The following is a 25,491-nucleotide window of genomic DNA, read 5'->3' as shown; positions in this document are numbered from 1 at the left end:
TCAAGGAACTGAGGGATTTGTATGGAAGTTCGCGTCGTCAACGTGCGCAAGGAGTTCGAGCGGTTTCCGGCGCTCCACGACGTGTCGCTCGACATCAGATCCGGCGAGCTCATCGCGCTGCTCGGGCCGTCGGGCTCCGGCAAGACGACGCTGCTTCGCCTGATCGCCGGCCTGGAGCGGCCGACCAAGGGCGCGATCTTCTTCGGCGACGAGGACGCCTCGCAGAAGTCGATCCAGGAGCGCAATGTCGGCTTCGTCTTCCAGCATTACGCGCTGTTCCGTCACATGACGGTTGCCGACAATATCGGCTTCGGCCTGAAGGTCCGGCACGGCGCCGCAAGGCCGTCGGGGCAGGAAATCCGCCGCCGGGCGCTGGAACTGCTCGACCTCGTCCAATTGACGGGCCTGGAAAAGCGCTACCCGGCGCAGCTTTCCGGCGGTCAGCGCCAGCGCGTGGCTTTGGCCCGCGCCATGGCGATCGAGCCCAAGGTGCTTTTGCTCGACGAACCGTTCGGCGCGCTCGACGCGCAGGTTCGCCGTGAGCTGCGCCGCTGGCTGCGCGAGATCCATGACCGCACCGGCCACACGACCGTCTTCGTCACGCATGACCAGGAAGAGGCGCTGGAGCTCGCCGACCGCGTCGTGGTCATGAGCCAGGGCCGTATCGAGCAGGTCGGCACCGCCGACGATATCTATGACACGCCGAACTCGCCCTTCGTCTATTCCTTCATCGGCGAGTCGAGTTCGCTGCCGGTCAAGGTCGAGAACGGCGAGATCTGGATCGCCGACCGGCCGATCGGGCTGCAGGCGCCGCATGCGCCATCCGGCGAGGCGGTTCTCCACTTCCGCCCGCATGACGTCGAGCTGCTCGACGGCTGCAGCGGCTGCATCGCCGGCACGGTTGCCGCCAGCCGCCGCGTTGCCGGCACCAGGCGCGTCGAGCTCGAAATCGGCGGCGAGCGCCAGCGCGTCGAGATCGAACTGCCAGTCGACCATCCCGCGGCACAGAAGAGCCGGGTGGCTTTCAGGCCGCGACGCTGGAAGCTTTTTCCCACGTCCTGAGCTGTCTTTCAGCCTGACAGCTCCTCCGGCGCCCAGCCTGGTGCAACCTGTGAATCCACTTGGAAGAAAATCCTAGCAAAAGGCTGTTTTGGCGAGATATTTTCCAGGCCTTCGCCCGCCTCTCGGAGCGCGTGCCTCGTCGCACCAGGCTTTCGCGACTATGGTTTTGCCATAGCTTGATCCATTTCCAAGGAGCCCTGTTTTCATGAAGCGTCTGTTGCTCGCCATCGCAGCTTTTGCCGGTCTCGTCCTCGCGTCCTCCCAAGCCTGGTCGGCCGACAAGCTTTTGAATGCATCCTACGACGTCGGCCGCGAGCTGTTCGTCGACGTCAACAAGGCCTTCATCGCCAAGCACCCCGGTGTCACCGTCGATCAGTCGCATGCCGGCACCTCGGCGCAGGCGCGCGCGATCGCCGAAGGTCTTGGTGCCGATGTCGTCACCTTCAACCAGGTCACCGACGTCGATTTCCTGGTCAAGAAAGGACTGGTCTCAGCCGATTGGCAGAAAGATTTCCCGGACAACGCCTCGCCCTTCTATTCGCTGCCGTCCTTCCTGGTGCGCGCCGGCAATCCCAAGCACATCAAGGACTGGAACGATCTGGTGCGTGACGACGTGCAGGTGATCTTTCCGAACCCGAAGACGTCGGGCAATGCGCGCTACACCTATCTCGCCGCCGCCGCCTACGCCAAGGAAGCCTTCAAGGGCGACGACGCCAAGGTGAAGGAGTTCATCACCAAGCTCTTCAACAACGTGCCGATCTTCGACACCGGCGGCCGCGCCGCCACAACCACTTTCGTCCAGCGCGAGATCGGCGATGTGCTGATCACCTTCGAATCGGAGACGCGCGGCATCCGCAAGGAGTATGGCGACGACAAATTCGAGCAGGTCACGCCTTCGGTCAGCCTGCTGGCCGAGTTCCCGGTAGCGATCGTCGACAAGGTCGCCGACGAGCATGGCAGCCGCGATCTCGCCAAGTCCTATCTCGACTTTCTCTACACGCCGGAAGGCCAGGACATTGCCGCCGGGAACGGCCTGCGGGTTCGCGACGCCTCGGTGGCCGCCAAGCACAAGGCCGACTTCCCGGACGTCCGGCTACTGACTGTTGAGGAAGTCTTTGGCGGCTGGGACAGAGTACAGAAGGAGCATTTCGCCGCCGGCGGGCTGCTCGATCAGGCCTATGGCAGCCGCTGAGCCGCCACACAATCAGGAAGCGCAGGAAAGCCGGCTTTAGCCGGCTTCCTCATTTAAGCCGGCCAGCATTTCGCAGGGGAAATCCGGCGTCCAACGTGAAAAACGTTACGAAGAATCAACGCGTTTGCGCCTAAGCTGCCGGGCAAATTATTGGACCAGGCGGTCAACTGTCATGATTTGCACACAAACAACCGCCAGATGCAGGCGCATTGGGGTTTGATGAATTGAATCGGGCATGCTGACCAAAAAAGGCAAATACGGCCTCAAGGCCCTCGTGCATCTTTCCGGTCTACCGGCTGGCCAGCTTGCATTCGTCAACGACATCGCCGTCGCCAACAACATCCCGAAGAAATTCTTGGATGCGATCCTGGGCGAATTACGCAATGCCGGTTTCGTCCAGAGCCGCAAGGGCAAGGAAGGCGGCTACCGCCTCGCCCGGCCCGCTTCCGAGATCAAGATCGGCCATGTCGTGCGCGTGCTCGACGGGCCGCTGGCGCCGATCCCTTGCGCCAGCCGCACGCAATACCAGCGCTGCGAGGATTGCGACGAGGCCACCTGCCAGGTCCGACACATGATGCTGGAAGTGCGCCAGGCGATCGCCGAGGTGCTCGACAACCGCAGCCTCGCCGCCATGCGCGACGCCGACAACGACGATTTTCCGGCGGAGCTCACCTCCCAGATTTGAAGCAATTCGAGGAAGCGGTAGCGGCCAGGTTCTGCCCTTCGCCGCCGCCTTCCGTTCGCAATTGCGCCCAACGACAAGTCGCCGGCCCGACTTGTCGCCCTCGGTTGCCAGTCTACCGCGGACGCAGTAAAGCGGCTGGGAGGATGAAACAGGGCTCTGACGCATGAGGCTGCCTTGGCTTGGCAATTCCCGCAGGGCCAGCCGGCAACCATCGTCGAACGACATCTATCACACCGAGATCATTGCCGACGTGCCGGTGCCGGAGCGCAACGAGTCCGTTCGCTTCTTCAGCCGCAAGGTTGTCCGCCCCGGGAAACTGCGCCGTTTCTCCAATCGGGACCTGCGCGAGAGCCTGCTGTCCTGTTTCTATCTCGGCGTCGCGGCGATGCTGCCGGTCTCCTGGTGGGGGCCTATCTGCGGCTGGGGATCCAGGCTCAGGCGAAGGCGCCACTTTCGCAAGGAGTTCGCCCGTTATGACGTCGCGGTGAAGGCCGTGCTCGGCGATGCCGTCGACACGCAAGAAATGTTCGAGGCGCAACTCGCCGCCATTCACCGCCGGCGGCTAACGCTTGCGGCGCATCTCGTCTCCGGCTGGCGCTGGTCGCCGGCGATCCGGCTCGAAGGCCTCGAAGCCCTGCAACAAGCCCTGCGCAACGAGCGCGGCGTCATCATATGGTGCGACCAGTTCACAGCGCAGACGATCATGGGCAAGCGCGCCCTGCATGAGGCCGGCGTCGATGCTCATCAGGTAAGCGCGCAGTACCACGGCTTCTCACCGAGCAAATTCGGCTTGCGTGTGATCAACCCGCCATTGGTCAAGGTCGAGAACCGCTTCCTGAAAAGCCGGATCGTCTTTGAGCGCACCGACGCCTACCAGGTCACCACGCGCATCCAGAAGACCCTGAAGGCAAACGGCGTGGTGCTGATGACCAACACCGTCTATGCCGGCTCCACCTTCACCGAGGCCGCCATGGGCGAGCGCGGCTGGACCCATCTCGCCTCGGCGCCGGCAAACTTCGCCGCGCGCGCGGGCGCGGCGCTGTTTCATATGGCGACGATCGAAACGGTTCCCTTTCGCCAGTATCGCGCGATCGTCAGCGAACTGAGCGCGGGGCCACAGCCGCCGGCGTCGCCGGCAAGGGACACCGCGACGAAGAACCTCGTCGTCCAGGCGGGATACATCCTGTCGAAGCGCGACCATATGCTGGAAACGCTCGAACTCTGTCCGGAGCAGATGATGGCCTGGTCGAGCGCCGTGCGGCTGACCGAGCGGCCAATGGAAGCCGCGATCGGCAATGACGGCGCCTGAAGCGCCCGAACCGTTCTAACCAACGATCCCTTCCAGGATCCCGGCAACACTTCGCGTTCCGTCGACCGTCACGGCCCGTTCGTCCGCCGCAGGTTCTTCCAGCGTGGCGAACTGGCTGTCGACCAGGCTTGCGGGCATGAAATGGCCCTTGCGATTGGCGACCCGGCGCCAGGCGGTCTCGCGGTCGATCTTCAGGTAGAGGAAGACTGTGTCGGGACAGTAGCGGCTCAGCCGGTCACGGTAGGCGCGTTTCAGCGCCGAGCACGCCGCCACCGCTTTCCGTCCGCCGGCAACGGAGATCGCGATGTGCTCGCCTATGGCGTCGAGCCAGCCCTCGCGCAACGCGTCCGTCAGCGGCTCGCCGCGCGCCATCCGCGCCACGTTCTCCGGTGGATGCAGCCGATCTCCTTCGATGAAGTCGGCGTCGAGAGCCTTGGCGAGCGCCTCGCCGACGGCCGTCTTGCCGCAGCCGGCGACACCCATCACGACGATGGCCGGCGCCGCCCGAAGGTCGTTCATGCGAGGCTCCGGGATCTGCGGTCTTGCGCTCGCCTCATCCACGGTCAGCGGCTTGCCGGCGCACGCCCGTAGAGCAGAAGCATGGCGACGATGACGACACCATAGATGATCTGCCGTCCCGCTTCCGGCATCTGCATGACCGAGAGGATGGATTGCAGGAGCGTGATCAGGATCACGCCGGCCACCGTGCCGAGATACGAGCCGCGCCCGCCCAGGATCGAGGTGCCGCCCAGCACGACGGCGGCGATCGACGGCAGCAGATAGGCATCGCCCATGGATTGTGCCGCCTTCGACGCATAGCCGGCCAGAAGCACGCCGCCAAAGGCCGACAGCCCGCCGGAGACGGCGAAGGCGATCATCACGATGCGGCGCGTGTCGATACCGGAAAGGTAGGCGGCGCGCTCGCGGTTGCCGATGCCGTAGACGGCACGGCCGAAGCTGGTGCGGGTGAGCACGAAGACCATCGCGGCGCCGATCAGCGCCCAGATGATGACGGCGTTGGGAACCCCCGGAATGGTGAAACCGGTCGCCAGATAGCGCATCGCCGCCGTCGCCGAATCCTGTGGCGAGAAGCCACCCGTGTAGACCACCATCAGCCCCTGCGCGACCGCGTTGGTGGCCAAGGTAATGATCATCGAGGGGATGCGCAGATAGGCGACACCGATGCCGTTGACGATGCCGATCGCCACGCCGCACAGAACGCCGAAGGGGATGGCGAGAGCAACGCCGACCGACCCGTAGGCCGCGGCAGCGCAGGCCATCATGGCGCCGGCGGCCACGGCCCATGGCACCGAAAGGTCGATCTGGCCGAGCAGGATGACCAGCATCATGCCGGTAGCGATGACGCCAAGGAACGAGGCGACTTTAAGCTGCTGCAGCAGATATTCCGGCGATAGGAAGCTGCGCGAATAGAGGCTGCCCAGCAGAAGCAGGATGACGATGCAGGCAAAGGCCGTCAGCACCGCCGGGTCGGCGCGGCGGATGAATTTGGGCATGCGGCCGGCAAGACCACCAAGCGTCGTTTCGCTCACAGGAACCACTCCAGCCGGTTGCGCACCCGAAACAGGGCGAAGGCGCCGAGGCTGACCGCGATCAACAGGATAACGCCCTGGAACAGCGGCTGCCAGAGCGGATCGAAATCGAAGACGAACAACAGGTCGCCGATAGTGCGGAAGGCAAGCGCGCCGAAGATCGCGCCGATAGCGCTGCCCTTGCCGCCGAACAGCGACACGCCGCCGAGCACGACCGCCGCGATCGAGAACAGCGTGTAGGAATTGCCGCTCGCATAGGCCGCCTCGCCCGTATAGGTGAAGAAGGTGAGAAACAGGCCGCCGACCGAAGCCAGCAGGCCTGCCAGCGCATAAGCGAGGAACTTGCCGCGCCGGATCGGCACGCCCGACATATAAGCCGCCGTTTCCGATGAGCCTGCGGCGTAAGCCGCGCGGCCGAATTCCGAGCGGCTGAACGGCACCCAGACGACCAGCACGACGATGAGCAGCGCGACCAGCGAGGTCGGGATCACATCGAAGAGCTTTCCCGTCAGCGCGTCGGCCAGATCCTCATTGACCGATCCACCCGGAAACGGCCGCAGCAGAAGCCCGATGCCATAAAAGACGGCGCCGGTGGCTATGGTGGCGACGATCGGCTGCAGGCGCCCATAGATGACGATGGCGCCGTTGATCGCCCCGCAGACCAGGCCGGCGGCAAGGACCGCGATCACGCCGAGCGTGGTCTCGAGCGGCGTGCCGACCACCAGCCACGAGGCAAGACAATTGGTAAGAAGCAGGATCATGCCGACCGACAGGTCGATGCCGGCGGTGATCACCACCAGCGTCTGCGCCATAGCCACGAAGGCCAGGAGCACGCCCTTGTTGGCGGCTGTCTGCACGACATTGGCGGTGAAGCCGGCAGGGTGGTTCGTGGTGTAGATGATGAACATGACGATGAAGATGCCGAGCGCCAGCAGCGTTCCGCGCTGCTCGGCCATTAAGTAGCGCCAATCCTTCACGCGCCCGCTCCCTGCTGCATATCGGCGCCTTCGCCATGGATGTTGAGCGCGCTGGCGATCAGCGCGTGCTCGGTGATCTCGGTGCCGACGAGCTCGCGCTTGACGCTGCCGTCATAGAGCACGAGCACGCGGTCGCAGCAGCCGATCAGTTCGTCATAGTCGGTCGAATAGAACAGGATGGCGGCGCCAGCATCCGCCAGCTTGCGCATCAATTGATAGATCTCCTGCTTGGTGCCGACATCGATGCCGCGCGTCGGATCGTTGAGCAGGATGATGCGCGGTTGCCGCATCAGCCATTTGGCGATGACCACCTTCTGCTGGTTGCCGCCGGAGAGCGCGCCGACGGGAATATCGAGCCCCGCCGTCTTGATGGCCAGCAGCCCGACCATGTCGTCGATCAGGCGCTGCTCGGCGGCGCGATCGATGATGCCGCCCTTGGCCAGCCGATCGAGCGCCGCGAAGGAGAGGTTTTCGCGCACCGTCATCGGCAGCATCAGCCCCTCGGTCTTGCGGTCCTCGGGGATCAGCGCCATGCCGACGCGGTCGTCGCTGGCGGCGCGCGGGCTCGATATGGAAGCCGGCTTGCCGTCGATCAGCACCTCGCCGCGCAGGCCGCGCAGCACGCCGAAAAAGGCAAGCAGCAGTTCGCGCTGGCCTTGCCCGTCGAGACCGCCCAGGCCCACGACTTCGCCGGCCTTGACGCTCAGCGAGATATTGTCCAGCCGGTCGGCCCAGGACAGATTGCGGGCTTCGAGCACCGGCGTGGCGGCCGCAGCGGAAACGGGTTTCGGCGGGAAGATATGGCTGTATTCGCGGCCGATCATCAGCTCCACCACCTCATTGTCGCTCTTAGAGCCCGCAGGGTAGCTGGCGACGTTGCGGCCGTTGCGAAACACCGTGCAATGGTCGGCGAGTTCCGCGATCTCGTTCATGCGGTGCGAGATGTAGAGCAGCGCCAGTCCTTCCGAGCGCAGCCGCTTCAACACCTCGAAGACCTTGGCGACATCCGCCGCCGTCAGCGCCGAGGTCGCTTCGTCGAGGATCAGGATGCGCGGCTTGCGAGCCAGCGCCTTGGCGATCTCCACCATCTGCCGGCGCGACAGCGGCAGGTCCTTGACCAGGGCCCGAGGATGGATATCGGAAGCGCCGGCGCGTGCCAGCGCTTCTTCCGCGATGCGCCGCTGCGCCTGGCGGTCGATCATGCCGAAGCGCTTCGGCGGATCGGAAATGACGATGTTGTCGGCGACGCTCAACTCGGGAATGAGCGACAGTTCCTGGAAGATGCAGACGATGCCGGCCTGATTTGCCGCGGCCGGTGAGGCGAAGCTCACCTCGCGCCCATCCAGCGTCATGCGGCCCTCGTCGGGTGCCACGACGCCCGCCATGATCTTGATCAGGGTCGACTTGCCTGCGCCGTTCTCGCCGAGAATGGCGTGGATGCTGCCGGCGGTAACTTCAAGATCGGCCTTTTCCAGGGCCCTCACGCCGCCATAGCGCTTGGATATGCCTTCCATGCGGAAGAGCGGAGCCGCACCGTCCATTGAGCCTCCAATTGTATCTGCATGAGGCGGCGCCGCGGCTGACCCGCGGCGCCACGCCGGCGATGGAAGCTTACTGGTCCGCCTTGGTCTGGCCCATGATTTCCTGCGCGCTGAAATTGATGCCGCAGGTCGGGAAGGAGTTGCCGACGAAGAAATTGTCGGATTCCTTCGGGAAGTAGTCGGTGCCTTCCTTCATGTCCGGATCCGAGGCGATCGCCAGCGGCAACTTCACTTCCTGCGGCACCACCTCGCCTTCCAGCGCCGCGATCGCGGTCTTGATGGCCACGGCGACCTGGGCCGGGCCGGAGCCCGCCGACGTGCACTTCAGCCCGTCGGCCGAATGCTGCGCGCAGAATTTGCGGAAGCCATTCTCGGTCTCGCCGCCGAATGGCACGAAGGGATGCTTGGCGTCCATCATCGCCTGCACGATGCCGGTGTCGCCGCCCTGGCCGGTGATGCCGTCGAACGGACCGTTGGTGGCGATGGCATCGGCGGTCACCTTCTGCGCCACGCCGTCATCCCACTTGCCGGCGACCTCGGTGACGTCCCACTTCTTGCCGGAAGCGTCCAGCACTTCATGGATGCCGTTGTGGCGGTCGGTATCGACGGAAGTGCCGGCAACGCCGCGCACTTCGAGGATCTTGCCGCCGTTCGGCACCTTGTCGACCAGCCACTTGGCCCACAACTCGCCGAGGCCCTTCTGGTCGACATTGACGTTGATGGCGTCCTTGGTGTCGAGAATGTTGTCGAAGGCAACCAGCACGATGCCGGCTTCCTTGGCGCGCTTGATGACCGGGCCGAAGGCGGTCGGGTTCTGCGCGTCGGTGACGATCGCGTCATAGCCGGAATCGATGAAGTTGTTGATCGCCGAGATCTGCGCCGGCACATCCTCACCGGTCGAGACGACCTTGAATTCCTTGATCTTGGCCTTCACGTCAGGTTGTGCCGCATAGGCCTTTGCCGTCTGCACCATCTGGATGCGCCAGGTGTTGGCGATATAGCCGTTGGAGAAGGCGATGCGGAACGGGCCTTCCTTTTTGGGGAATTTGAAGAATTTGGTGTCCGCCGACCATGGCGAGAAGCAGTCCGGCTGCGCTGCGGGGCCGGAGACGACTTCCGGTCCGGCGGCGATCGCTGCCGAGCTGTGCATGACGAATGCAGTGGCGGCAACGACGCCGCCAACGAGTGACTTGATCATCGGTATTCCTCCCAATTGCAGATCTGCTGAACTATGAAGTCCTGACATGCTCGGCGGGCACCCCTCCTGCCAAACCGAAACGCTCGCCGGGCGACGTGGATCGCCCCGCCTTCTCTCCCTTCCCTCGACCTCCGGGACGTTCAGAAAACTATCATATTATACATAATAAACAAGCTTGAGCTGTTGCTTATGTATAATAAACAATCCTGAACCTTGCCGAATGTTGATTTTACAGACAAATGGTAGCGCTACCATGAGAGCCTGTAAAGCGCCGCTTTCGTCATTTTTCCGTGTTCGTCAGAGTGCCTCCAGGAACAGTGCGTAGCTTTGGCTCGGCGTTTCCGCCGCCGCCCTAGAGCATGATCCCGAAAAGTGGGAACCGGTTTTCGGACAAGATCATGCTCCAACAAAGAGTTAGAGCGTGACGGCGATTCGACGAAACGCTATCACGGCCTAACGCGCGGTGCTCTCGCGCCGCATGAGGTCGAAGCCGAGGTCGACGATCCGCTGTTCAGGCCGATTGCCGGCGATCGCCGCAAGCGCCATGGCGACGGCGCGGGTGCCGATTTCATAGCGGTGCGTGCGCACGCTGGTGATCGAAGGAAACGACACCTGCATCATGTCGAGATCGTTGAAGCCGACAATGCCGATCTGCTTCGGCACATCGATCGATGCGCGATGGCATTCGAACAGAACGCCAAGCGCGATATCGTCATTGTTGCAGAACACGCCGTCCAGCGTCGGTATCTTGGCCAGCGCGTCGCGGAACAACTCGCGCCCCAGCGTCACGCTTGACGGCACCGGCGTCGTGGTGACGAGCCGCGGATCGAAAAGGCCGGCGGCCTCCATGGCGGCGCGATAGCCGGCAAGGCGTCGCTGCGAACGCGGATCCATTCGCGCGCCGATGAAGCCGATCTTGCGGTATCCGGCCTGCAGGAGGTGTTCGGCGGCAGTCCTGCCGCCGTCGAAATGGGAAAAGCCGACCATCATGTCGACCGGGTCCGGCCCGGTCTCCATCACCTGCACCACCGGGCAGCCGGCATTCTCCAGCAGTCGTCGCGCGTTGGGTGTCTGGTCGATACCGGCCACGATCAGCGCCGCCGGGCGCTGCGATCCGAAAACCTGCAACAGCCGCTCTTCCTCGAGGCCCGAATAATGGGTGTTGCCGATCTGGATGCGGAACGGGCTGTCGGAAAGGCTGTCATAGATGCCGCGCACCACTTCGGCGAAGACGTTGTTGGTCAGCGAAGGCACCAGCACGCCGAACACCTCGGCGCGGGCCGAGGCAAGCGCGCGGGCATTCGGGTCAGGCACGTAGCCTAGTTCGTCGACAGCGGCCTGTATCTGCCGTCGCAGATCTTCCGATACCCGCCCGGGCTCACGCAGCGCGCGCGACACGGTGATCGCGCCGACACCCGCCTTGCGCGCCACATCGGCAATGGTCGGACGGCCGCCGCCACGGCGGGAACGCGGCTTGGTCAAGGCCCTGTCCCTCCGTCCTCGACGCGCGGCCGCAACATCACGATCGGCGTCCGTGTCATCGCGCCACCAGGTCAGCTCTGCCGATTGAGGTCGCGCATGCGTTAACCGTTGTCAAGCAACCCGGCTTCGGCGCCCGGTCGACCGAGGCGCGTCAGGCAATCGCCTCGGCGCTTCGGTTGGCTTTCCACATCAGCAGCGCAATGGCCCCGAGATTGACGAGGTTCCAGCCAATTCCGTTCAGGAAGGCAGCGGCGTAGGAACCGGTGAGGTCGTAGATCCAGCCCGACATCCAGCCGCCCACCGCCATGCCGAAGATCGTCGCCATCAGCACGATGCCGACGCGCTGGCCGGCTTCCTTTGCCGGCATATAGTCGCGCACGATGATGGCATAGCAGGGCACGATGCCGCCTTGCGACAGGCCGAAGACCAGTGAGACGACATAGAGCGACGCGAGCCCGTCGAACGGGATGTAGAATAACAGCGACAGGCACTGCAGCGCCGAGCCGATCAGCAGCGTCTTCACCGCGCCGATGCGGTCGGCGAGGAAGCCCGAGCCGATGCGGCTGATGACGCCGGCCGCCAGCATGATCGACAGCATCTCGGCGCCATGCGCGACGCCGTAGCCGAGGTCCATGCAATAGGCGACGATATGCACCTGCGGCATCGACATCGCCATGCAGCAGCCGAAGCCGGCAATCACCAACAGGACCTGCAACTGCGAGGGCGACAGCGAGATTGGCTGCACCGGCCGGCCGCGCGGCGCGCCGGATGTCCCCTCATGCGGCGCGCGCCGTCGCAGCAGCAGGACCAGCGGCACCATGGTGACGAGGCAGATGACTCCGATTGTCGCATAGGTGAAGCGCCAGCCATGACCTTGCATCATATAAGGCATGACCGTCGGCCAGATCGCTCCGGCAACGTAGTTGCCGGACGCCGCCACCGTCACCGCGACGCCGCGGCGGCGGTTGAACCAGTGCGAGACGTCGGCGATGAGCGGCCCGAAGATCGTCGAGCACCCCACTCCGATCAGCAGGCCTTGGGCGAGCGTGACGCCCAGGATCGAATTGGCAAGCGACGCCAGCAGAAACCCCGCACCGAGCGCCAGCGAAGCGGCGAGCGCCGGTATCCAATACCCAAAGCGGTCGATGGCGCGTCCGATCAGCGCGTTGCCGGCGGCGAAGCCCACCATGGTCGCGGTATAGGGCATCGAGGCGGCGGCGCGGTCGACGCCGAATTCGGCCTGCACCGCGGGCAGAACCACGACCACCGCCCAGGTACCGACGCCGCCGATCGTCGCCAGCAGCAGGGAAATGCCAAGCCGCGTCCATGCATAGAAGCTGTCGATGCCGGCGCTGTCTGCCGCGTTTCCTGGAACTGTCGTCACGGCGTCTCCTGTCCGCGATTTCTTCGAGATCGCGTGTTTGGGCGCACTATCGGCGCATTTCCCGGGCCGAGCAGCGCCACGAGGCATAATTCCGTGGCTCCAGAAGCGGAACCCGCCTCACCCGATGGAGTTTTGCCTGAAGAAAGGAGTTCGCCATGACCGCCAGGAAGAAATGGTCGGCCGACGTGACCGAGCACAGCGATGCGATGGATCTCGAGGATCATGTCTTTGAATCCGACGACGCCAAGAAGATCGCCGCGTCGCTGAAACGTTCGGCCGAGCACAGCCACCGCCGCAAGGCTGAGCCGTTCCAATCCGCCATGTCGATGTTGAATTTCTACATCAACCGCGCCGGCAAGAACTTGCCTGATGAGCGCAGGAAGGTGCTGGAAAAAGCGAAGGACGAGCTGCGCGTTGCGTTCGGTCGCGAAAAGCAGGATTAGGTGCTGCAACGGGAACGCAAGCGCAGGGAGCCGCCATTCGCAAGCCGGCCTCAGCTGAATATCGACGGACCTTAGCGCGACTGGATCACTTCGTCGGTATTGGCCAGCAGCTTACGGACCGCGTTGCGCGCCGCATCCGGTCTTCGCAGGCGAATATTCCTCTCGATCGCCTCGTGCAGCTTTTGGGCATGGTGCAAATCGTCCAGTTCGCGCGTCGTGTAGGCGAAGAGGTGGTCGAAGGCGGATTCGATCAGCACCCCCAGCGGCACCAGCAGGTCGTTGCCCGAGGCCCTGAGGATGGCGAGATGGAAGCGCGTGTCGGCCCGCGTCCGCTCTTGCAGGTTGGTCGCCGCGCCCATCTCCTGGCAGGCCTGGCTGATCTCGGCCATCTGCTCGTCGGTGCGCCGCAGCGCCGCGAAGGCGGTGGCTTCCGGCTCGATGATATGGCGGAATTCCTGCACGGTCTTGAGGAAAACCTCACGGTCCGGCGACGTGGCGTACCAGGACAGCACGTCGCGGTCGAGGAGGTTCCAGCGTTCCTTCGGTTCGACCCAGCTGCCGATCTTCGGCCGCGAGGCCAGCAGGCTCTTTGCCATCAGCATCTTGATCGCCTCGCGCACCGCGGAGCGGCTGACGTCAAAGGTCTCCGACCATTTCGCTTCGTTGGGCAGGATGGTGCCCGGCGGATAATCGCCGCGCACGATCCTCAGCCCGATCTCGCTGGCCAAGGAGGTGTGCACGCTGGCGCCCGGAATGCGTGGCGCGTTGGCCCGGCGAACGCCGGCCGGACGCTCCGGAGCTGCCGTTTTCGTCGGTTTTTTTTCGTTGTTCGGCTTCGCGTCCCGCATATGGTCCAGAAAATCCCGTTTTCAGAAGCTGTCAAGCACGGCAGGCCTGCTTTGCCCCAACGCGCGAGGATGTGCACAGATCAACCGGCATTTTGCCGCCGCCTCATGCCGTTTTGACGTATTTGCGCCAGCTGTGCTCGGGCCGGAAGCCAAGCACATCGCGCGCCTTGCGGTTCGAAAGCAGCGTCTCATATTCGCCAAGCTCGGCCTTGACCGGCACGCCCGGATAAAAGCGCTTCAAGAGCTCCGCCGTCGGCAGGTCCGATGAGGTGTCGTCATTGGCCGCGTTGAACACCTGGTAGCCCAGGCCGTCCTTCTCGATGGCGCGCAAGGTGATCTGGCCAAGATCGCGCGCGTCGATGTAGCTCCAGGCGATGCGCTTGCGGAAGCCCGGATCGGCGAACCATTTCGGGAACAGCGAATATTCATGCGGCTCGATGACGTTGCCGATGCGCAGCGCATAGATGTCGGCGCCGCTGCGCAGCGCGAAGGCCCGCGCCGTCTTCTCGTTGACGATCTTCGACAGCGCGTAAGAGTCCATCGGGTCGACGTCATAATCCTCGTCGAGCGGGAAATGCGTCGGACTGCGCGGCTCATTGGCGAAAACCAGGCCGTAGGTCGTCTCCGAGGAAGCGATGATGATCTTGCGGATGCCGAGCTTCACCGCCGCTTCGATGACATTGTAGGTGCCCATCGCGTTGATGCGGAACACCTCGTTGTCCGGCGTGATCATGATGCGCGGGATTGCGGCGAAATGCACCACGGCGTCGACCGGCTGGGCTCTCAGCGACGGATCGAACTCGTGCAGGCCCATATAGCTCGACAGCGCGTTGAAGACCTGGCCGCTGTCGGTGATGTCAGTGATCAGCGTGCGCACTTTCGGATTGTCGAGCGGCCTGGTGTCGATGTTGAGCACCTGGCAGCCATGTTCGACCAGATACTGAACGACATGCCGGCCAGCCTTGCCGCTGCCGCCGGTGAACATGATCCGCTTCGTCATTTTGCTCTCCACAACATCAGGGAATTATGTGTATTGTCAGACAATATGGTATTCCGCAATCGCCTGCCAACCGCGATCAGCGAAAACCTTTCCGGCAATCGCCCGCCGCGCGGGCCCATCACCACGAAAGACAGGGAAGAGACGACATGAGCACCACCGCTGCCCGCGAGAAAATCGGTTTCATCGGCCTAGGCCTGATGGGGCACGGCATCGCCAAGAACATCGTCGACAAGGGCTATCCGCTGACCTTCCTCGGCCGCAAGAACCGCAAGCCCGCGGAAGACCTTTTGGGACGCGGCGCCAAGGAAGTGGCCACATCCAAGGAGGTGGCCGCTGCCTCCGACGTCGTCTTCATCTGCGTCACCGGCTCGCGTGAGGTGGAGGCGATCATCCGCGGCCCCGGCGGGCTGAAGGAGGGCCTGAAGCAAGGCTCGGTCGTCGTCGATTGCTCGACCTCCGATCCGGTCTCGACCGTGGCCTTGGCCGCCGAGCTCAAGGCGCTCGGCGTCGACTATGTCGATGCGCCGCTCAGCCGCACGCCGAAGGAGGCCTGGGAAGGCACGCTCGACGCCATGGTCGGCGCGCCGGACGCGGTGTTCGCCAGGCTGAAGCCGGTGATCGAGACCTGGGCCGGCCGCATCGTCCACATCGGCGACACCGGCGATGGCCACCGCATGAAGCTGCTCAACAACTTTATCTCGCTGGGCTACGCCGCGATCTATTCGGAAGCGCTGGCGCTGGCCGAGAAGGTCGGCATCTCGCCGCCGCGCTTCGACAGCGTCATCCGCAACGGCCGCATGGATTGCGGCTTCTATCAGACCTTCATGCGCTGGACGCTGGAGGGCGACCGCGACGCGCACAAGTTCAGCATTGCCAACGCCTTCAAGGACCTGACCTATCTGGAATCGATGGCGGGCGCGGCCGGCATCGCCAACCCGCTCGGCAACGCCACCAAGAATTCCTTTGCGACCGCCTTCGCCACCGGCCCCACGGAACAGTATGTGCCGATGCTCGCCACCCATATCGGCAAGCTCAATGGCGTCGACCTGATGCCTTCGAAGGACGGCGTGAAGCAGAAGATCTGAGACGAAAGCGCCCTTCATCAAGAATGCAACTTTGAAAAAAGTCAGGGGCGCCTCGCGGCGCCCCTTTTACATCGGTTCTGGATGCGACCAGCGCGCCTACCTCTGGATACAGGTGTCGGCCGTTTCCTTGGTGCATTCGTCGAGGCCGGTGAAGACCGGATCGTCTACCTTCTTGTTGCCGACGAGGTCGAGCATCACCGAGGGCGCCTTGTAGCCCATTTCGAACGGCCGCTGGCCGACCAGCGCGGTCACCAGGCCTTCCTTGGCGATCGCCACCTCGTCGCCGATCGTGTCGGCGGCGCCGATGACGAACTCGTTCTTGGCGATCTTGTCGGCCATCGGCTTGAACAGGTCGCGATAGGGCTGCGGTGCGCCGAACAGCGGCCAGCCGCCCATGATGCCGAAGGCGTCGAGCTTCGGGTTGGCGGCGAGGATGTCGGTCATCGCCTGCACGCCCTTGGCGCCGTCGTCATTGGTGAACACCGGGCAGCCGGCGACTTCGGTCCAGCCGCCTTCGCCGGCAAGTGCCGCGAGGCCTTCCTTGCCCGACAGCGCATCGCGCATGCCTTGCGCGCGGCGCAGGATGTTGTCGGCCGCCGGATTGCCCTCGATGGTGCAGATCGTGCCGCCATTCGGCTTGGCCTTCTTGATGTACTCGCCGATCTTCTTGCCCATCAGGTAGTTGTCGGTGCCGAGATAGGTCTTGCGAAGGGCGGCGTCTTCCTTGGCAAGGTCGGCGTCGACCGTCATGATCGGGATCGACGGATTGGCGCTCTTGATCGTCTGCGCGATCAGCGGCGCGTTCGAGGGCGAGATCGCCATCGCCGCCGTGTCGGGCTTGCTCAGCATGTCCTGCACGATCTGCGCCTCGCCGGCTTCGTCCGAGGTCGATGCCGGGCCGGTGTAGAAGCATTCATATTCCGAGCTGGCGTTTTCCTTGTTCCACTTCTCGCAGCCCTGATGGATGGCTTCGAAGAACGGATTGTCGAGACCTTTCACGACGATGACGAGTTGTTTCTTGGCCAAAGCCGGCCCGGCGCCCAACGCCATGGCGGCGACGGCGGCAAGCAAAAGTGTTTTCCTCATATCAGTCCTCCCTTGAAACAGACGGACACCGCGTGCCCGCCACACTGATCAGCCCGGATGCGTAAGAACCATGACGAGCATCTCATGATGTTCGCGTCCTTCGCCGGGCTGATAAGCATTTGCCGATCCGTTTGCCCGAATACTGGCGCAGCCGGATCCTTGACCTTCAAACCATCTGGCCGCCCTCCGCCGGATAGACGGACAATGGGCAAGTCTTCCTCCGAGACTTAGCTAATATCGGCTTTTCGCCAGCGTCAATTCCTATTTGTCCTACAAACCGATTTTTCGTCGAGTCTCGAAATTAATCGTCAGACAATTGATTGACGCCCTTGTCCGGTTTTGCCTAAATGCGTGGACGCACCGTTCGGGAGGAGATGGACGGAGCAGGACGCAAGCGGCGCCGATAAAGGTCGGCGACAGCTGCGCCGTAAATGGGGAGGCATAAGGCTGGTGTCGGTTCTCGAACTCGCCAACATCTCGAAGCATTTCGGCGCCATCCAGGCGGTCAACGATGTATCGTTTTCGCTGGAGGCCGGCGAGGTCGTCGGCCTGATGGGCGACAACGGCGCCGGCAAGTCGACTCTGGTCAAGATGATCGCCGGCAATTTCCACCCGAGCCACGGCACCATGCGGCTGGACGGCAAGGAGCTTGTCCTGCACAAGCCCGCAGACGCCCACCAGCACGGCATCGAGATCGTCCACCAGGACCTCGCGCTCTGCAACAACCTGACGGCCGCGGCCAACGTCTATCTCGGCCGCGAGTTGCGCCGCGGCTTCGGTCCGCTCCGCATCCTCGACTATGGCGCCATGTACAAGCGCGCCGGCCAGCTTTTCGCCGAGCTGAAATCCGAAACGCGGCCACGCGACCTCGTCAAGCAGATGTCGGGCGGCCAGCGCCAGGCGGTGGCGATTGCCCGCACCATGCTGTCGCAGGCCAAGATCGTGCTGATGGATGAGCCGACGGCAGCGATTTCGGTCAGGCAGGTCGCCGAAGTGCTGAACCTCATCCGCCACCTGCGCGACCAGGGCATCGCCGTGGTGCTGATCAGCCACCGCATGCCCGACGTGTTCGACGTCGCCGACCGCGTCATCGTCATGCGGCGCGGCCGCAAGGTGGCCGACAAGAAGATCGCATCGAGCTCGCCCGAGGAAGTCACCGGGCTGATCACCGGCGCCATCGAACAGGTTGCGTGATTGCGCGGAGCCTCGCGCCCCCGCCTCTCAGGAAAGGTCGATAATGGCAGTCACCCTTGACCAGACGATCGCGCAGAAGCAGCACACCTTCCTGTCGCGGCTCTTTTCCAACCAGACCTTCTGGGTGGTGATCGCGGTCATCCTCGCCTGCCTGTTCCTGTCCGTCGCCACCGATTCCTTCGCCACGTCGAAGAACCTCTTCAACATCACGCGCAATGTCACCTTCATCGCCATCGTCGCGCTCGGCATGACTTTCGTCATCATCACCGGCGGCATCGATCTATCGGTCGGCTCGGTGCTTTGCCTGTGCTCGATGGTGCTCGCCGTCACCATGCATGCCGGCTATTCGATCGAAGTGGGCATCCTGGCCTCGATCGCCACCGCGCTTGTGATCGGCGCCTTCAACGGCGTGCTCATCGCCTATCTCGGCTTCCCGCCTTTCGTAGTCACGCTCGGCATGCTGTCGGTGGCGCGCAGCCTTGCCATGGTCGCGTCCAACAACACGGTGGTCTTCCAGTTCGGACCGGACCATCAGAAGCTTCTGGCGCTGGGCGGCGGCGCCTGGCTATTCGGCATCGCCAATCCGGTGCTCTACATGATCATACTGGCACTGATCACCGGCTTCATCCTGCGCTTGACCAAGTTCGGGCGGCACATCTTCGCCATCGGCGGCAATGAGCATGCGGCGACGCTGACCGGCGTTCCCGTCAAGCAGATCAAGGTCGTCGTCTACATGATCTCGGCGCTGTCGGCAGGGATTGCCGGCATCATCCAGACCGGATGGCTGGGCGCCGTCACCACCAATCTCGGCAACGGCATGGAACTGCAGGTGATTGCCGCCACCGTCATCGGCGGCGCCAATCTCGCCGGCGGCGTCGGCACCGCGCTCGGCGCCATCGTCGGCGCCGCCCTCATCGAGGTGATCCGCAACAGCCTTGGCCTGCTCGGCATCAACGCCTTCTGGCAAGGCACTTTCATCGGCGGCGCAATCATCCTGGCGGTGCTGTTCGACCGCGTCCGCAACTTCCGCCGCAGTGACTAGCTCCCCCTATCGCTCAGTCTGAAAATCGATTCAGGCGCTTTGAGCGCAAGTTCCGCTGCGCTTGCCCGCCTTGACGCGGCCTCACCCTGGCCGCACTATCCTTGAGCAGGCGAAGGGAGGCCAGTCGCCTGCGGGAGGAACGATACCCATGACGGACGCGATCAGGCTCTATTGGGGCCGGTTCGGACATGTTTCCGTGCTGAATGTCGCCAACGACTTCGTCACCCATGCGCATGGCGAGGCACATCTCATCATCTGGCTGGAAGGCACGGCAGGCGAAATGACCATCGGCCGCGAGACGGTGCGGCTTGGACCGGGCACCGCGGCTGGCATCAACTCGTTCCAGCCGCACAGCCACGCCCTTTCCCGCGACGGCAAGCCTGGACTGTTCCTCGCCTTCTACATCGACCCGGATTGGGCGCGCCAGCGCCGCGACCTCCCATCGTCGGCGCCGCTGTTCACGCAAGCCGCGATCACACTGGAGCCCTGGCTGCATCAGGCGGCGGCGAACCTGCTCGATCACCTGACCGACAATGAGAGCATCGACGACATCGCCAATTACGAGATCGAGCGTTTCATCGACAGCGTGCTCGATGCGGCCGAGACATCCGCGCCACAGATAGCTCGCGCGCGCATCAACACGATGCTCGACTTCCGCGTCCGCAAGGCGATCCAGCTGATGAAGGCCAATGTCTGCGAGCGCATCTCCTTCGACGACGTCGCCCGCTCGGTCGGCCTGTCCCGGCCGCATTTCTTCGCGCTCTTCAAGGAACAGACCAATCTGACGCCGAACGTCTATTGGAACACGCTGCGCATGGAGGAAGCCGTGCGCCAGCTGCAGTGGTCGCAGGAGCCGTTGATCTCGGTCGCCTGCAATCTCGGCTTCACCACCCAGGGCAATTTCTCGCGCTTCTTCCGCGACCATGTTGGCGTGCCGCCGACGCTCTACCGCGAAGCCGCGAGAGCCATGTCCTGAGTGCTCTGCAGGCTGATCCGTCGCCGCATTTTCCGACTGGTTGATACGCACTCAAGACGCATTGATAAGCGCCGGCCCGTCGGCCGCCCTAGCCTGCTCCCGATCTTTGCAAGGGAGCCAGTCTATGGCGAAAGTCACCATTTCCAGCGTCATCGACGCGCCGGTCGAGCAGGTCTGGGCGCACATCCGCGACTTCAATGGCCTGCCGAACTGGCATCCGCGAATGGTGGAAAGCCATATCGAGGACGGCAAGGACGCTACCGCGATCGGCTGCGTGCGCAACTTCCAACTGGTCAGCGGCGCTCGGCTGCGCGAGAAGCTGCTCGACTTCTCCGACGACAATTTCCTGATCAGCTACTCGATCCTGGAAACGCCGCAGCCGCTCACCAATCACAAGGCGACGCTGCAGTTGCGGCGCATCACCGACGGTAACCGCACCTATGCCGAATGGACGGCGAGCTTCGACGCAGCACCGGAGGAAGCCGACAAGCTGGCCGAGGGCATGGGCGCCAACGTCTTCCAGGGCGGCTTCAACGCCTTGAAAAGCCATTTCGCTGGCCAGAGCTGACGGGAGCCTGCCATGTCGCTTGCGCTGCAGACTTTTTCGAGCGTGAAAGACGCCAACGCCGCGCTGCAGACAGCGGGCTCACGCTATATTGGCGGCGGCACGCTTGTCGTCCGCGCGGCCAACGAAGGCGACGTTTCCGTCTCCAGCCTGGTGCGTGTCACCGATCCGGGCCTATCGCAAATCGCGGTTGTCGGCGCCAAGGTCCGGCTCGGCGCTTCGGTCACCATGGCCGCGATCGCCCGCCACCCCGAACTTGCCGTGCTCGCGCCTGCCGCGCGCGCTGTCGGCGGGCCTGCGATCCGCAACATGGCAACCGTTGGCGGCAATCTGTTCGTCCCCGCCCCTTATGGCGATTTCGCCGTCGCGCTGCTGGCGCTGGACGCGACCGTCGTCACCGAAGATGGCGAAACGCCGATCGAGACTTTCCTGGCCGATCGCAACACCAGCCGCGCCATAGTGACGGCGGTGAATATTGCATCGCCCAAAACCGAAAGCTTCCGCTTCCTGAAAGTGTCGCGCGTCAAGCCGAAGGGGGTCTCGGTGCTGAGCATCGCCGCGCTTCTGGAACGCGCACCGGACGGCACGGTGACCTCGGCGCGCATCGCGCTGGGCTGCATGGCCGATCGGCCGATCCGCGCTTTAGCGACCGAAAAGGCGCTGCTCGGCTGCAAGCTCACGCCGCAGGAGATCGCGCCGGCGCTGGTGGCCGTGAGCGAAGGCATCGCGCCGATCACCGATCCGATCGCCAGCGCCTGGTATCGCGCCGAGGTTCTGCCGGTCCATCTCGGCCGGCTGCTGCTTGACTAATATCCGTGGGGGACGCGCGTCTGTCCGGCGGATCCGGGCAGGCGCGCAGGGAGGAAAAATGGCAAAAGTACCTGTCCAGTTCACGCTCAACGGCTCCGAAAAAGCCGAATTCGTCGACAGCGGCACCACACTGCTCCATGCGTTGCGCGACAAGATCGGCGACACCTCGCCGAAGGGCGGCTGCCATCAGGGCACCTGCGGCGCCTGCTCGGTCATCATTGACGGTGAATTGCGGCTCTCCTGCCTGACATTGGCTGAGACCTGCAACGGCGCGGCCGTCACCACGACGGCCGGCCTCGCCGAAGCCGGCGTCCTACATCCGTTGCAGCGCGCCTTCCTCGACGCCTTCGCCACGCAATGCGGCTTCTGCACGCCGGGCATGATCATGGCCGCAAAAGTGCTGCTCGACCGCACGCCGAACCCGAGCCGCGAAGATGTGGTCGAGGCGCTGTCCGGCAACATCTGCCGCTGCACCGGATATGAGCCGATCATCCAGGCGGTGCTGACCGCCGCGCGCGCCAATTCGCAGAACGCGGCCTGAGGGAACGAGCCATGGAACTGCGCAAGGATTATTTCGCCGACGTCCGCAAGGACGGCCTGCATGAGATCGGCCAGGGCCGCCCGCGGCTCGATTCCCCCGGTCATGTCACCGGCAAGACTGCCTATTTCGCCGACCGCAATTTTCCCGGCATGCTGCATCTGAAGATGGTGCGCAGCCCGCACCACCATGCCCGCATCCGTTCGATCGACATGTCGGAAGCGGAAAAGCACCCGGGCGTCGTCAAGGTACTGACCGCCAAGGACGTGCCGCACAATGTCTACACCATCCTGATCCTGATCCAGATCGGTCCCGAGGACGAAACCGTGCTCGCCGACGGCAAGGTGCGCTGGAAAGGCGAGGCCGTGGTGGCGGTGCTGGCCGAGACCGAGCGCGCCGCGCAGGAAGCCGCCGCCAAGGTCAAGGTGGATTACGAAGTGCTGCCGGCCGTCTTCGACATGGAAGAAGCGCTGAAGCCCGGTGCGCCCTTGGTCAACGAGTACCACGGCCAGAACTATTATCTCTACGACAGCGGCGAATGCCGCAAGGTGCGCTTCGGCGATGTCGAGGCTGGCTTTGCCCAGGCCGACCATATCCTCGAACAGTCCTACCAGTCCTCGCCGATCGAGCACGCGCCGACCGAGACGACGGGCTGCGTGGTGACGCCAGAAGGCAACGACCGCTTCACCTGCTACACCAACACGCAGGCGATGTTCTTCACCCTCGACAACACCTCGATCATCCTGCAGATGTCGGGCTCGAAGCTGCATTTCGTCGGCGGCACGGTCGGCGGCGGTTTTGGCGGCAAGGTCGACGTCATCGTCGAGCCGATCGCCATCCTGGCCGCCAAGCTAACCGGACGCCCAGTCTGTTTTATCTACAGCCGTGAGGAGGAGATGCAGATCTCTTCGCCGCGCGCGGCTGAGAAGGTCGTCATCAAGGACGGCTTGATGAAGGACGGCCGCATCGTTGCGCGCAAGGTGACCGGCTACACCGATGCCGGCGCCTATTCGCGCCATTCGCCTTATGGCGCGCAGAAGGGTGCCGGGCATTATCCCGGCCCCTACACGATCCCGAATGTCTGGATCGACACCTATTGCGTCTACACCAACCGCACACCGTCTTCGGCCATGCGCGGCTTCGGCGTCACCATCGGCGACTTCGCGCTGGAGGTGCAGATGGACAAGCTGGCCCGGCTGATCGGCATGGACCCGCTCGAATTCCGCTTCATCAACGCCTATCGCGACGGCGACATGAAGGCGCATCGTCAGCCGACCGAGGGTGCTGCGCTGATCGAATGCATGCAGGAAGCCTCGCGCGCCGCCAACTGGCCGGTGGCGGAGCAATACATGGCGATGTCCTCCTACAGGAAGGAAGCCTGAGATGGCTATCCGGCGTGGACGCGGCGTCGCCGCGATCAACTATCCGACCGGCATGAACCTCGGCGGCGACCCGACCCAGGCGCTGGTCCATTCGACGCCGACCGGCAATTTCATGGTGACGCTCTCCAGTGTCGATCTCGGCCAGGGCATGAAGCAGATCATGGCCCAGATCTGCGCCGAGACCATCGGCGTGCCGACCGACCGCGTCGTCATCGACACCGCCGACACCGACACCGGTCCGCACTGCATGGGCACTTTCGCCTCGCGCGGCACGCACCGCGCCGGCAATGCCGTCATCCAGGCGGCCAAGGAAGCCCGCCAGGTGATGCTGGAAGTGGCCGCCGAAGAGCTGGAGGTGAACGCTTCCGACCTCGAGACCGACGGCGAAGGCAACATACAGGTGAAGGGCGCGCCGCAGAAATCGATCTCGATCTTCGATGTCGCCCTGTCGGCGCATTTCAAGCGCGGCCGCTCGATCTCGGGCCGCGGCATGTTCCTGATCCCGCGCTCCTACCCGGAGAAAGAGACCGGCGCGATGAAGCCCTCGACCTGCTACGCCCATGCCTGCACGGTGGCCGAGGTCGAGGTCGACGACGAGACCGGCGAAGTGACGGTGCTGACGGTCAAGAACGTCTTCGAGATCGGCCGCGCGCTCAATCCGAAGATGGTCGAGCAGCAGTTGGTCGGCGGCTCCTGGATGGGAATCAGCCACGCGCTCTACGAGACGACCGAACCCTATTATCCGAACCGCGACCATGGCGGCACCGACTTCAACCAATATCTGATGCCTGGCCCAGGCGACCTGGCCGAGACCGAGATCATTGTGCTGGAGCGCCCTTCCGCCGATGGGCCGTTCGGCGCCAAGGGTCCCGGCGAGATGTGCGCCAACCCGCAAATCCCGGCCGTCGCCAACGCCGTCTTCGACGCGGTCGGCGTGCGCATCGACACGCTGCCGATCACGCCGGAGCGCATCCTGCGCGCGCTGAAGGCGCAGGCGGCGGGCTGAGGGGAAGATGACCAGCGCCGACGCCGTTGAGGTCGCGGCTTCGCCGGAGGCGATAGCAGCGCGCCTTGCCGCCTCGCACTATCTGGCCGACGACAGCCTTGCCACCGCGATCTTCCTGGCGATCCGCCTGGGCAAGCCGCTGCTGCTCGAGGGGGCGCCGGGCGTCGGCAAGACCGAAGCCGCGAAGGCGGTCGCCGAACTCCTCGGCCGCGAGCTGGTGCGCCTGCAATGCTATGAAGGCATCGACTCCGGGCATGCGCTTTACGAGTGGAACTACCAGCGCCAGCTGCTCGCCATCCGCCATGCCGGCGAGCACGAGATCGACATCTATGACGACCGCTTCCTGATCGCGCGACCGCTGCTGCAGGTGCTGCGGGCGCCCGAGCAGCGCGTGCTGCTGGTCGACGAGATCGACCGCTCCGACCATGAATTCGAAGCGCTGCTGCTCGAATTCCTCTCCGATTTCCAGATCAGCATTCCGGAGCGCGGCACGATCCGCGCCGCGGCGCAGCCCATCGTCATCCTGACCTCGAACCGCACCCGCGAGCTTGCCGAGGCGCTGCGCCGGCGCTGCGTCTATCACTGGATCGGCTATCCCGATGCCCAGCGCGAGGCCGAGATCATCATGCTGCGCTCGGGCCATGTCGCCGAGGCGACCGCACGCGCGGTGGCCAATGCCGTGCAGGAGATCCGCGCGCGGCCGCTGGCCAAGCCGCCCGGCATCGCCGAAGCAGTCGAATGGGCGAATGCCGCGACCATCCTCGAAAAAGGCGGCAGCCCGTGGCCGGAGGCCTTCCGCCGAGCCATCGGCGTGCTGATCAAGGACGAGGAGGATTTTTCGGCGATCGCGCCGGAGCTGGGGAGGATTGTCGAGGAGGCGCTGGGGTGATGAGCAATCGGCATTGCGCGCCTATCTCTCAGCGCTGGCGGGACAGCGCCCCCCTCTGTCCTGCCGGACATCTCCCCCACGAGGGGGGAGATTAGCAGCGTTGGCGCGCCGCTCAATTCTGCCAGGCTGAAGATTGGCGAAAGCCGGCGCGACATCTGATCTCCCCCCTTGTGGGGGAGATGTCCGGCAGGACAGAGGGGGGCGCGAAGGAATGATGCGTGGGGAAAGCTTGCCTCGTGCCGCCGCG

Annotated in this window: 25 protein-coding genes; 15 read left to right on the top strand and 10 right to left on the bottom strand. The window is 64.1% G+C overall.

Features of this window, described 5'->3' with window-relative positions:
* The first annotated feature begins 21 nt into the window (after positions 1-21).
* The 4 genes from FJ417_RS29160 to FJ417_RS29145 all read left to right on the top strand — a co-directional run bounded on the left by FJ417_RS29160 (position 22) and on the right by FJ417_RS29145 (position 4,248).
* A complete protein-coding gene (locus FJ417_RS29160) occupies positions 22-1,062 on the top strand; it encodes a sulfate/molybdate ABC transporter ATP-binding protein (RefSeq protein WP_140785825.1) in 1,041 nt (346 codons plus the stop codon).
* A gap of 205 nt (positions 1,063-1,267) precedes the next feature.
* Positions 1,268-2,254, top strand: a complete 987-nt coding sequence (locus FJ417_RS29155) for a sulfate ABC transporter substrate-binding protein (RefSeq protein WP_140785824.1) — start codon at positions 1,268-1,270, stop codon at positions 2,252-2,254.
* A 235-nt stretch (positions 2,255-2,489) separates the two neighbouring features.
* The gene (locus FJ417_RS29150) at positions 2,490-2,939 is read left to right on the top strand and encodes an Rrf2 family transcriptional regulator (RefSeq protein WP_040984137.1); all 450 of its coding nucleotides are present in this window, start codon (positions 2,490-2,492) and stop codon (positions 2,937-2,939) included.
* Positions 2,940-3,102: 163 nt separating this feature from the next.
* Positions 3,103-4,248, top strand: coding sequence for a hypothetical protein (locus FJ417_RS29145; protein ID WP_140785823.1), 1,146 nt, complete (start codon positions 3,103-3,105; stop codon positions 4,246-4,248).
* A 15-nt stretch (positions 4,249-4,263) separates the two neighbouring features.
* On the opposite strand, the gene FJ417_RS29140 is transcribed toward FJ417_RS29145, so the two are convergent.
* The 7 genes from FJ417_RS29140 to FJ417_RS29110 all read right to left on the bottom strand — a co-directional run bounded on the left by FJ417_RS29140 (position 4,264) and on the right by FJ417_RS29110 (position 12,380).
* Positions 4,264-4,767 carry a gluconokinase gene (locus tag FJ417_RS29140; protein WP_246687580.1) on the bottom strand — a complete coding sequence of 168 codons (504 nt, stop codon included), beginning with the start codon at positions 4,765-4,767 and terminating at the stop codon, positions 4,264-4,266.
* Positions 4,768-4,811: 44 nt separating this feature from the next.
* Positions 4,812-5,798 carry an ABC transporter permease gene (locus tag FJ417_RS29135; protein ID WP_140785822.1) on the bottom strand — a complete coding sequence of 329 codons (987 nt, stop codon included), beginning with the start codon at positions 5,796-5,798 and terminating at the stop codon, positions 4,812-4,814.
* Entirely contained in the window at positions 5,795-6,775 is a 981-nt protein-coding gene (locus FJ417_RS29130) for an ABC transporter permease (protein WP_140706489.1), read from the bottom strand. The genes FJ417_RS29135 and FJ417_RS29130 overlap by 4 nt, the downstream gene beginning before the upstream one ends.
* Positions 6,772-8,316 (bottom strand): sugar ABC transporter ATP-binding protein, encoded by a 1,545-nt coding sequence (locus FJ417_RS29125; RefSeq protein ID WP_140785821.1) that lies wholly within the window; start codon positions 8,314-8,316, stop codon positions 6,772-6,774. Before FJ417_RS29125 ends, FJ417_RS29130 begins: the two co-directional genes overlap by 4 nt.
* A 70-nt stretch (positions 8,317-8,386) precedes the next feature.
* Positions 8,387-9,514: a sugar ABC transporter substrate-binding protein gene (locus FJ417_RS29120; RefSeq protein WP_140785820.1), complete on the bottom strand. Its 1,128-nt coding sequence runs from the start codon at positions 9,512-9,514 to the stop codon at positions 8,387-8,389.
* Between the two features lie 453 nt (positions 9,515-9,967).
* Positions 9,968-10,996, bottom strand: a complete 1,029-nt coding sequence (locus FJ417_RS29115; protein WP_140785819.1) for a LacI family DNA-binding transcriptional regulator — start codon at positions 10,994-10,996, stop codon at positions 9,968-9,970.
* Between the two features lie 151 nt (positions 10,997-11,147).
* Positions 11,148-12,380, bottom strand: a complete 1,233-nt coding sequence (locus tag FJ417_RS29110) for an MFS transporter (protein ID WP_246687579.1) — start codon at positions 12,378-12,380, stop codon at positions 11,148-11,150.
* A gap of 155 nt (positions 12,381-12,535) precedes the next feature.
* Here FJ417_RS29110 and FJ417_RS29105 point away from each other — a divergent pair, with 155 nt between their 5' ends.
* A complete protein-coding gene (locus tag FJ417_RS29105; protein ID WP_140647987.1) occupies positions 12,536-12,823 on the top strand; it encodes a DUF3175 domain-containing protein in 288 nt (95 codons plus the stop codon).
* 71 nt (positions 12,824-12,894) lie between these two features.
* Here FJ417_RS29105 and FJ417_RS29100 read toward each other — a convergent pair whose 3' ends face one another.
* Together FJ417_RS29100 and FJ417_RS29095 are read right to left on the bottom strand one after the other, a co-directional pair.
* Positions 12,895-13,671, bottom strand: a complete 777-nt coding sequence (locus FJ417_RS29100) for a FadR/GntR family transcriptional regulator (RefSeq protein WP_140785817.1) — start codon at positions 13,669-13,671, stop codon at positions 12,895-12,897.
* Between the two features lie 103 nt (positions 13,672-13,774).
* A complete protein-coding gene (locus tag FJ417_RS29095; protein ID WP_140785816.1) occupies positions 13,775-14,671 on the bottom strand; it encodes an NAD(P)-dependent oxidoreductase in 897 nt (298 codons plus the stop codon).
* A 26-nt stretch (positions 14,672-14,697) separates the two neighbouring features.
* On the opposite strand from FJ417_RS29095, the gene FJ417_RS29090 reads away from it, so the two are divergent.
* Positions 14,698-15,756 carry an NAD(P)-dependent oxidoreductase gene (locus FJ417_RS29090; RefSeq protein WP_281405933.1) on the top strand — a complete coding sequence of 353 codons (1,059 nt, stop codon included), beginning with the start codon at positions 14,698-14,700 and terminating at the stop codon, positions 15,754-15,756.
* Between the two features lie 96 nt (positions 15,757-15,852).
* On the opposite strand, the gene FJ417_RS29085 is transcribed toward FJ417_RS29090, so the two are convergent.
* Positions 15,853-16,842, bottom strand: a complete 990-nt coding sequence (locus tag FJ417_RS29085; RefSeq protein WP_140647991.1) for a sugar-binding protein — start codon at positions 16,840-16,842, stop codon at positions 15,853-15,855.
* Positions 16,843-17,292: 450 nt separating this feature from the next.
* Here FJ417_RS29085 and FJ417_RS29080 point away from each other — a divergent pair, with 450 nt between their 5' ends.
* The 9 genes from FJ417_RS29080 (at position 17,293) to FJ417_RS29040 (ending at position 25,244) form a co-directional block, all read left to right on the top strand.
* Entirely contained in the window at positions 17,293-18,036 is a 744-nt protein-coding gene (locus tag FJ417_RS29080) for an ATP-binding cassette domain-containing protein (protein WP_140785814.1), read from the top strand.
* 43 nt (positions 18,037-18,079) lie between these two features.
* Positions 18,080-19,078, top strand: coding sequence for an ABC transporter permease (locus FJ417_RS29075; protein WP_140659882.1), 999 nt, complete (start codon positions 18,080-18,082; stop codon positions 19,076-19,078).
* Between the two features lie 148 nt (positions 19,079-19,226).
* A complete protein-coding gene (locus FJ417_RS29070) occupies positions 19,227-20,054 on the top strand; it encodes an AraC family transcriptional regulator (RefSeq protein WP_140785813.1) in 828 nt (275 codons plus the stop codon).
* A 124-nt stretch (positions 20,055-20,178) separates the two neighbouring features.
* Positions 20,179-20,622, top strand: coding sequence for an SRPBCC family protein (locus tag FJ417_RS29065; RefSeq protein ID WP_140785812.1), 444 nt, complete (start codon positions 20,179-20,181; stop codon positions 20,620-20,622).
* 12 nt (positions 20,623-20,634) lie between these two features.
* Positions 20,635-21,429, top strand: a complete 795-nt coding sequence (locus FJ417_RS29060; protein WP_140785811.1) for an FAD binding domain-containing protein — start codon at positions 20,635-20,637, stop codon at positions 21,427-21,429.
* Between the two features lie 58 nt (positions 21,430-21,487).
* Entirely contained in the window at positions 21,488-21,970 is a 483-nt protein-coding gene (locus FJ417_RS29055; protein ID WP_140785810.1) for a (2Fe-2S)-binding protein, read from the top strand.
* An 11-nt stretch (positions 21,971-21,981) separates the two neighbouring features.
* On the top strand, positions 21,982-23,349 hold the full coding sequence (locus tag FJ417_RS33880; protein WP_140785809.1) for a xanthine dehydrogenase family protein molybdopterin-binding subunit: 1,368 nt from the start codon (positions 21,982-21,984) through the stop codon (positions 23,347-23,349).
* A gap of 1 nt (position 23,350) precedes the next feature.
* The gene (locus FJ417_RS33875) at positions 23,351-24,355 is read left to right on the top strand and encodes a molybdopterin cofactor-binding domain-containing protein (protein WP_140785808.1); all 1,005 of its coding nucleotides are present in this window, start codon (positions 23,351-23,353) and stop codon (positions 24,353-24,355) included.
* A 7-nt stretch (positions 24,356-24,362) separates the two neighbouring features.
* On the top strand, positions 24,363-25,244 hold the full coding sequence (locus FJ417_RS29040; protein WP_140785807.1) for a MoxR family ATPase: 882 nt from the start codon (positions 24,363-24,365) through the stop codon (positions 25,242-25,244).
* The last annotated feature ends 247 nt before the right edge of the window (positions 25,245-25,491 follow it).

Source organism: Mesorhizobium sp. B3-1-7 (assembly GCF_006439385.1).
In the GTDB taxonomy this organism is placed as follows: domain Bacteria; phylum Pseudomonadota; class Alphaproteobacteria; order Rhizobiales; family Rhizobiaceae; genus Mesorhizobium.
This window is presented reverse-complemented; position numbering and strand designations above follow the sequence as displayed.

Bases quoted from the DNA above. Each gene is read 5' to 3' on its own strand.
- FJ417_RS29065 (WP_140785812.1), top strand. From the start codon at position 20,179: ATGGCGAAAGTCACCATTTCCAGCGTCATCGACGCGCCGGTCGAGCAG.
- FJ417_RS29155 (WP_140785824.1), top strand. From the start codon at position 1,268: ATGAAGCGTCTGTTGCTCGCCATCGCAGCTTTTGCCGGTCTCGTCCTC.
- FJ417_RS29070 (WP_140785813.1), top strand. From the start codon at position 19,227: ATGACGGACGCGATCAGGCTCTATTGGGGCCGGTTCGGACATGTTTCC.
- FJ417_RS29055 (WP_140785810.1), top strand. From the start codon at position 21,488: ATGGCAAAAGTACCTGTCCAGTTCACGCTCAACGGCTCCGAAAAAGCC.
- FJ417_RS29090 (WP_281405933.1), top strand. From the start codon at position 14,698: ATGTGTATTGTCAGACAATATGGTATTCCGCAATCGCCTGCCAACCGC.
- FJ417_RS29075 (WP_140659882.1), top strand. From the start codon at position 18,080: ATGGCAGTCACCCTTGACCAGACGATCGCGCAGAAGCAGCACACCTTC.
- FJ417_RS29120 (WP_140785820.1), bottom strand. From the start codon at position 9,514: ATGATCAAGTCACTCGTTGGCGGCGTCGTTGCCGCCACTGCATTCGTC.
- FJ417_RS29125 (WP_140785821.1), bottom strand. From the start codon at position 8,316: ATGGACGGTGCGGCTCCGCTCTTCCGCATGGAAGGCATATCCAAGCGC.
- FJ417_RS29060 (WP_140785811.1), top strand. From the start codon at position 20,635: ATGTCGCTTGCGCTGCAGACTTTTTCGAGCGTGAAAGACGCCAACGCC.
- FJ417_RS29085 (WP_140647991.1), bottom strand. From the start codon at position 16,842: ATGAGGAAAACACTTTTGCTTGCCGCCGTCGCCGCCATGGCGTTGGGC.
- FJ417_RS33880 (WP_140785809.1), top strand. From the start codon at position 21,982: ATGGAACTGCGCAAGGATTATTTCGCCGACGTCCGCAAGGACGGCCTG.
- FJ417_RS33875 (WP_140785808.1), top strand. From the start codon at position 23,351: ATGGCTATCCGGCGTGGACGCGGCGTCGCCGCGATCAACTATCCGACC.
- FJ417_RS29145 (WP_140785823.1), top strand. From the start codon at position 3,103: ATGAGGCTGCCTTGGCTTGGCAATTCCCGCAGGGCCAGCCGGCAACCA.
- FJ417_RS29140 (WP_246687580.1), bottom strand. From the start codon at position 4,767: ATGAACGACCTTCGGGCGGCGCCGGCCATCGTCGTGATGGGTGTCGCC.
- FJ417_RS29100 (WP_140785817.1), bottom strand. From the start codon at position 13,671: ATGCGGGACGCGAAGCCGAACAACGAAAAAAAACCGACGAAAACGGCA.
- FJ417_RS29160 (WP_140785825.1), top strand. From the start codon at position 22: ATGGAAGTTCGCGTCGTCAACGTGCGCAAGGAGTTCGAGCGGTTTCCG.
- FJ417_RS29150 (WP_040984137.1), top strand. From the start codon at position 2,490: ATGCTGACCAAAAAAGGCAAATACGGCCTCAAGGCCCTCGTGCATCTT.
- FJ417_RS29105 (WP_140647987.1), top strand. From the start codon at position 12,536: ATGACCGCCAGGAAGAAATGGTCGGCCGACGTGACCGAGCACAGCGAT.
- FJ417_RS29095 (WP_140785816.1), bottom strand. From the start codon at position 14,671: ATGACGAAGCGGATCATGTTCACCGGCGGCAGCGGCAAGGCTGGCCGG.
- FJ417_RS29040 (WP_140785807.1), top strand. From the start codon at position 24,363: ATGACCAGCGCCGACGCCGTTGAGGTCGCGGCTTCGCCGGAGGCGATA.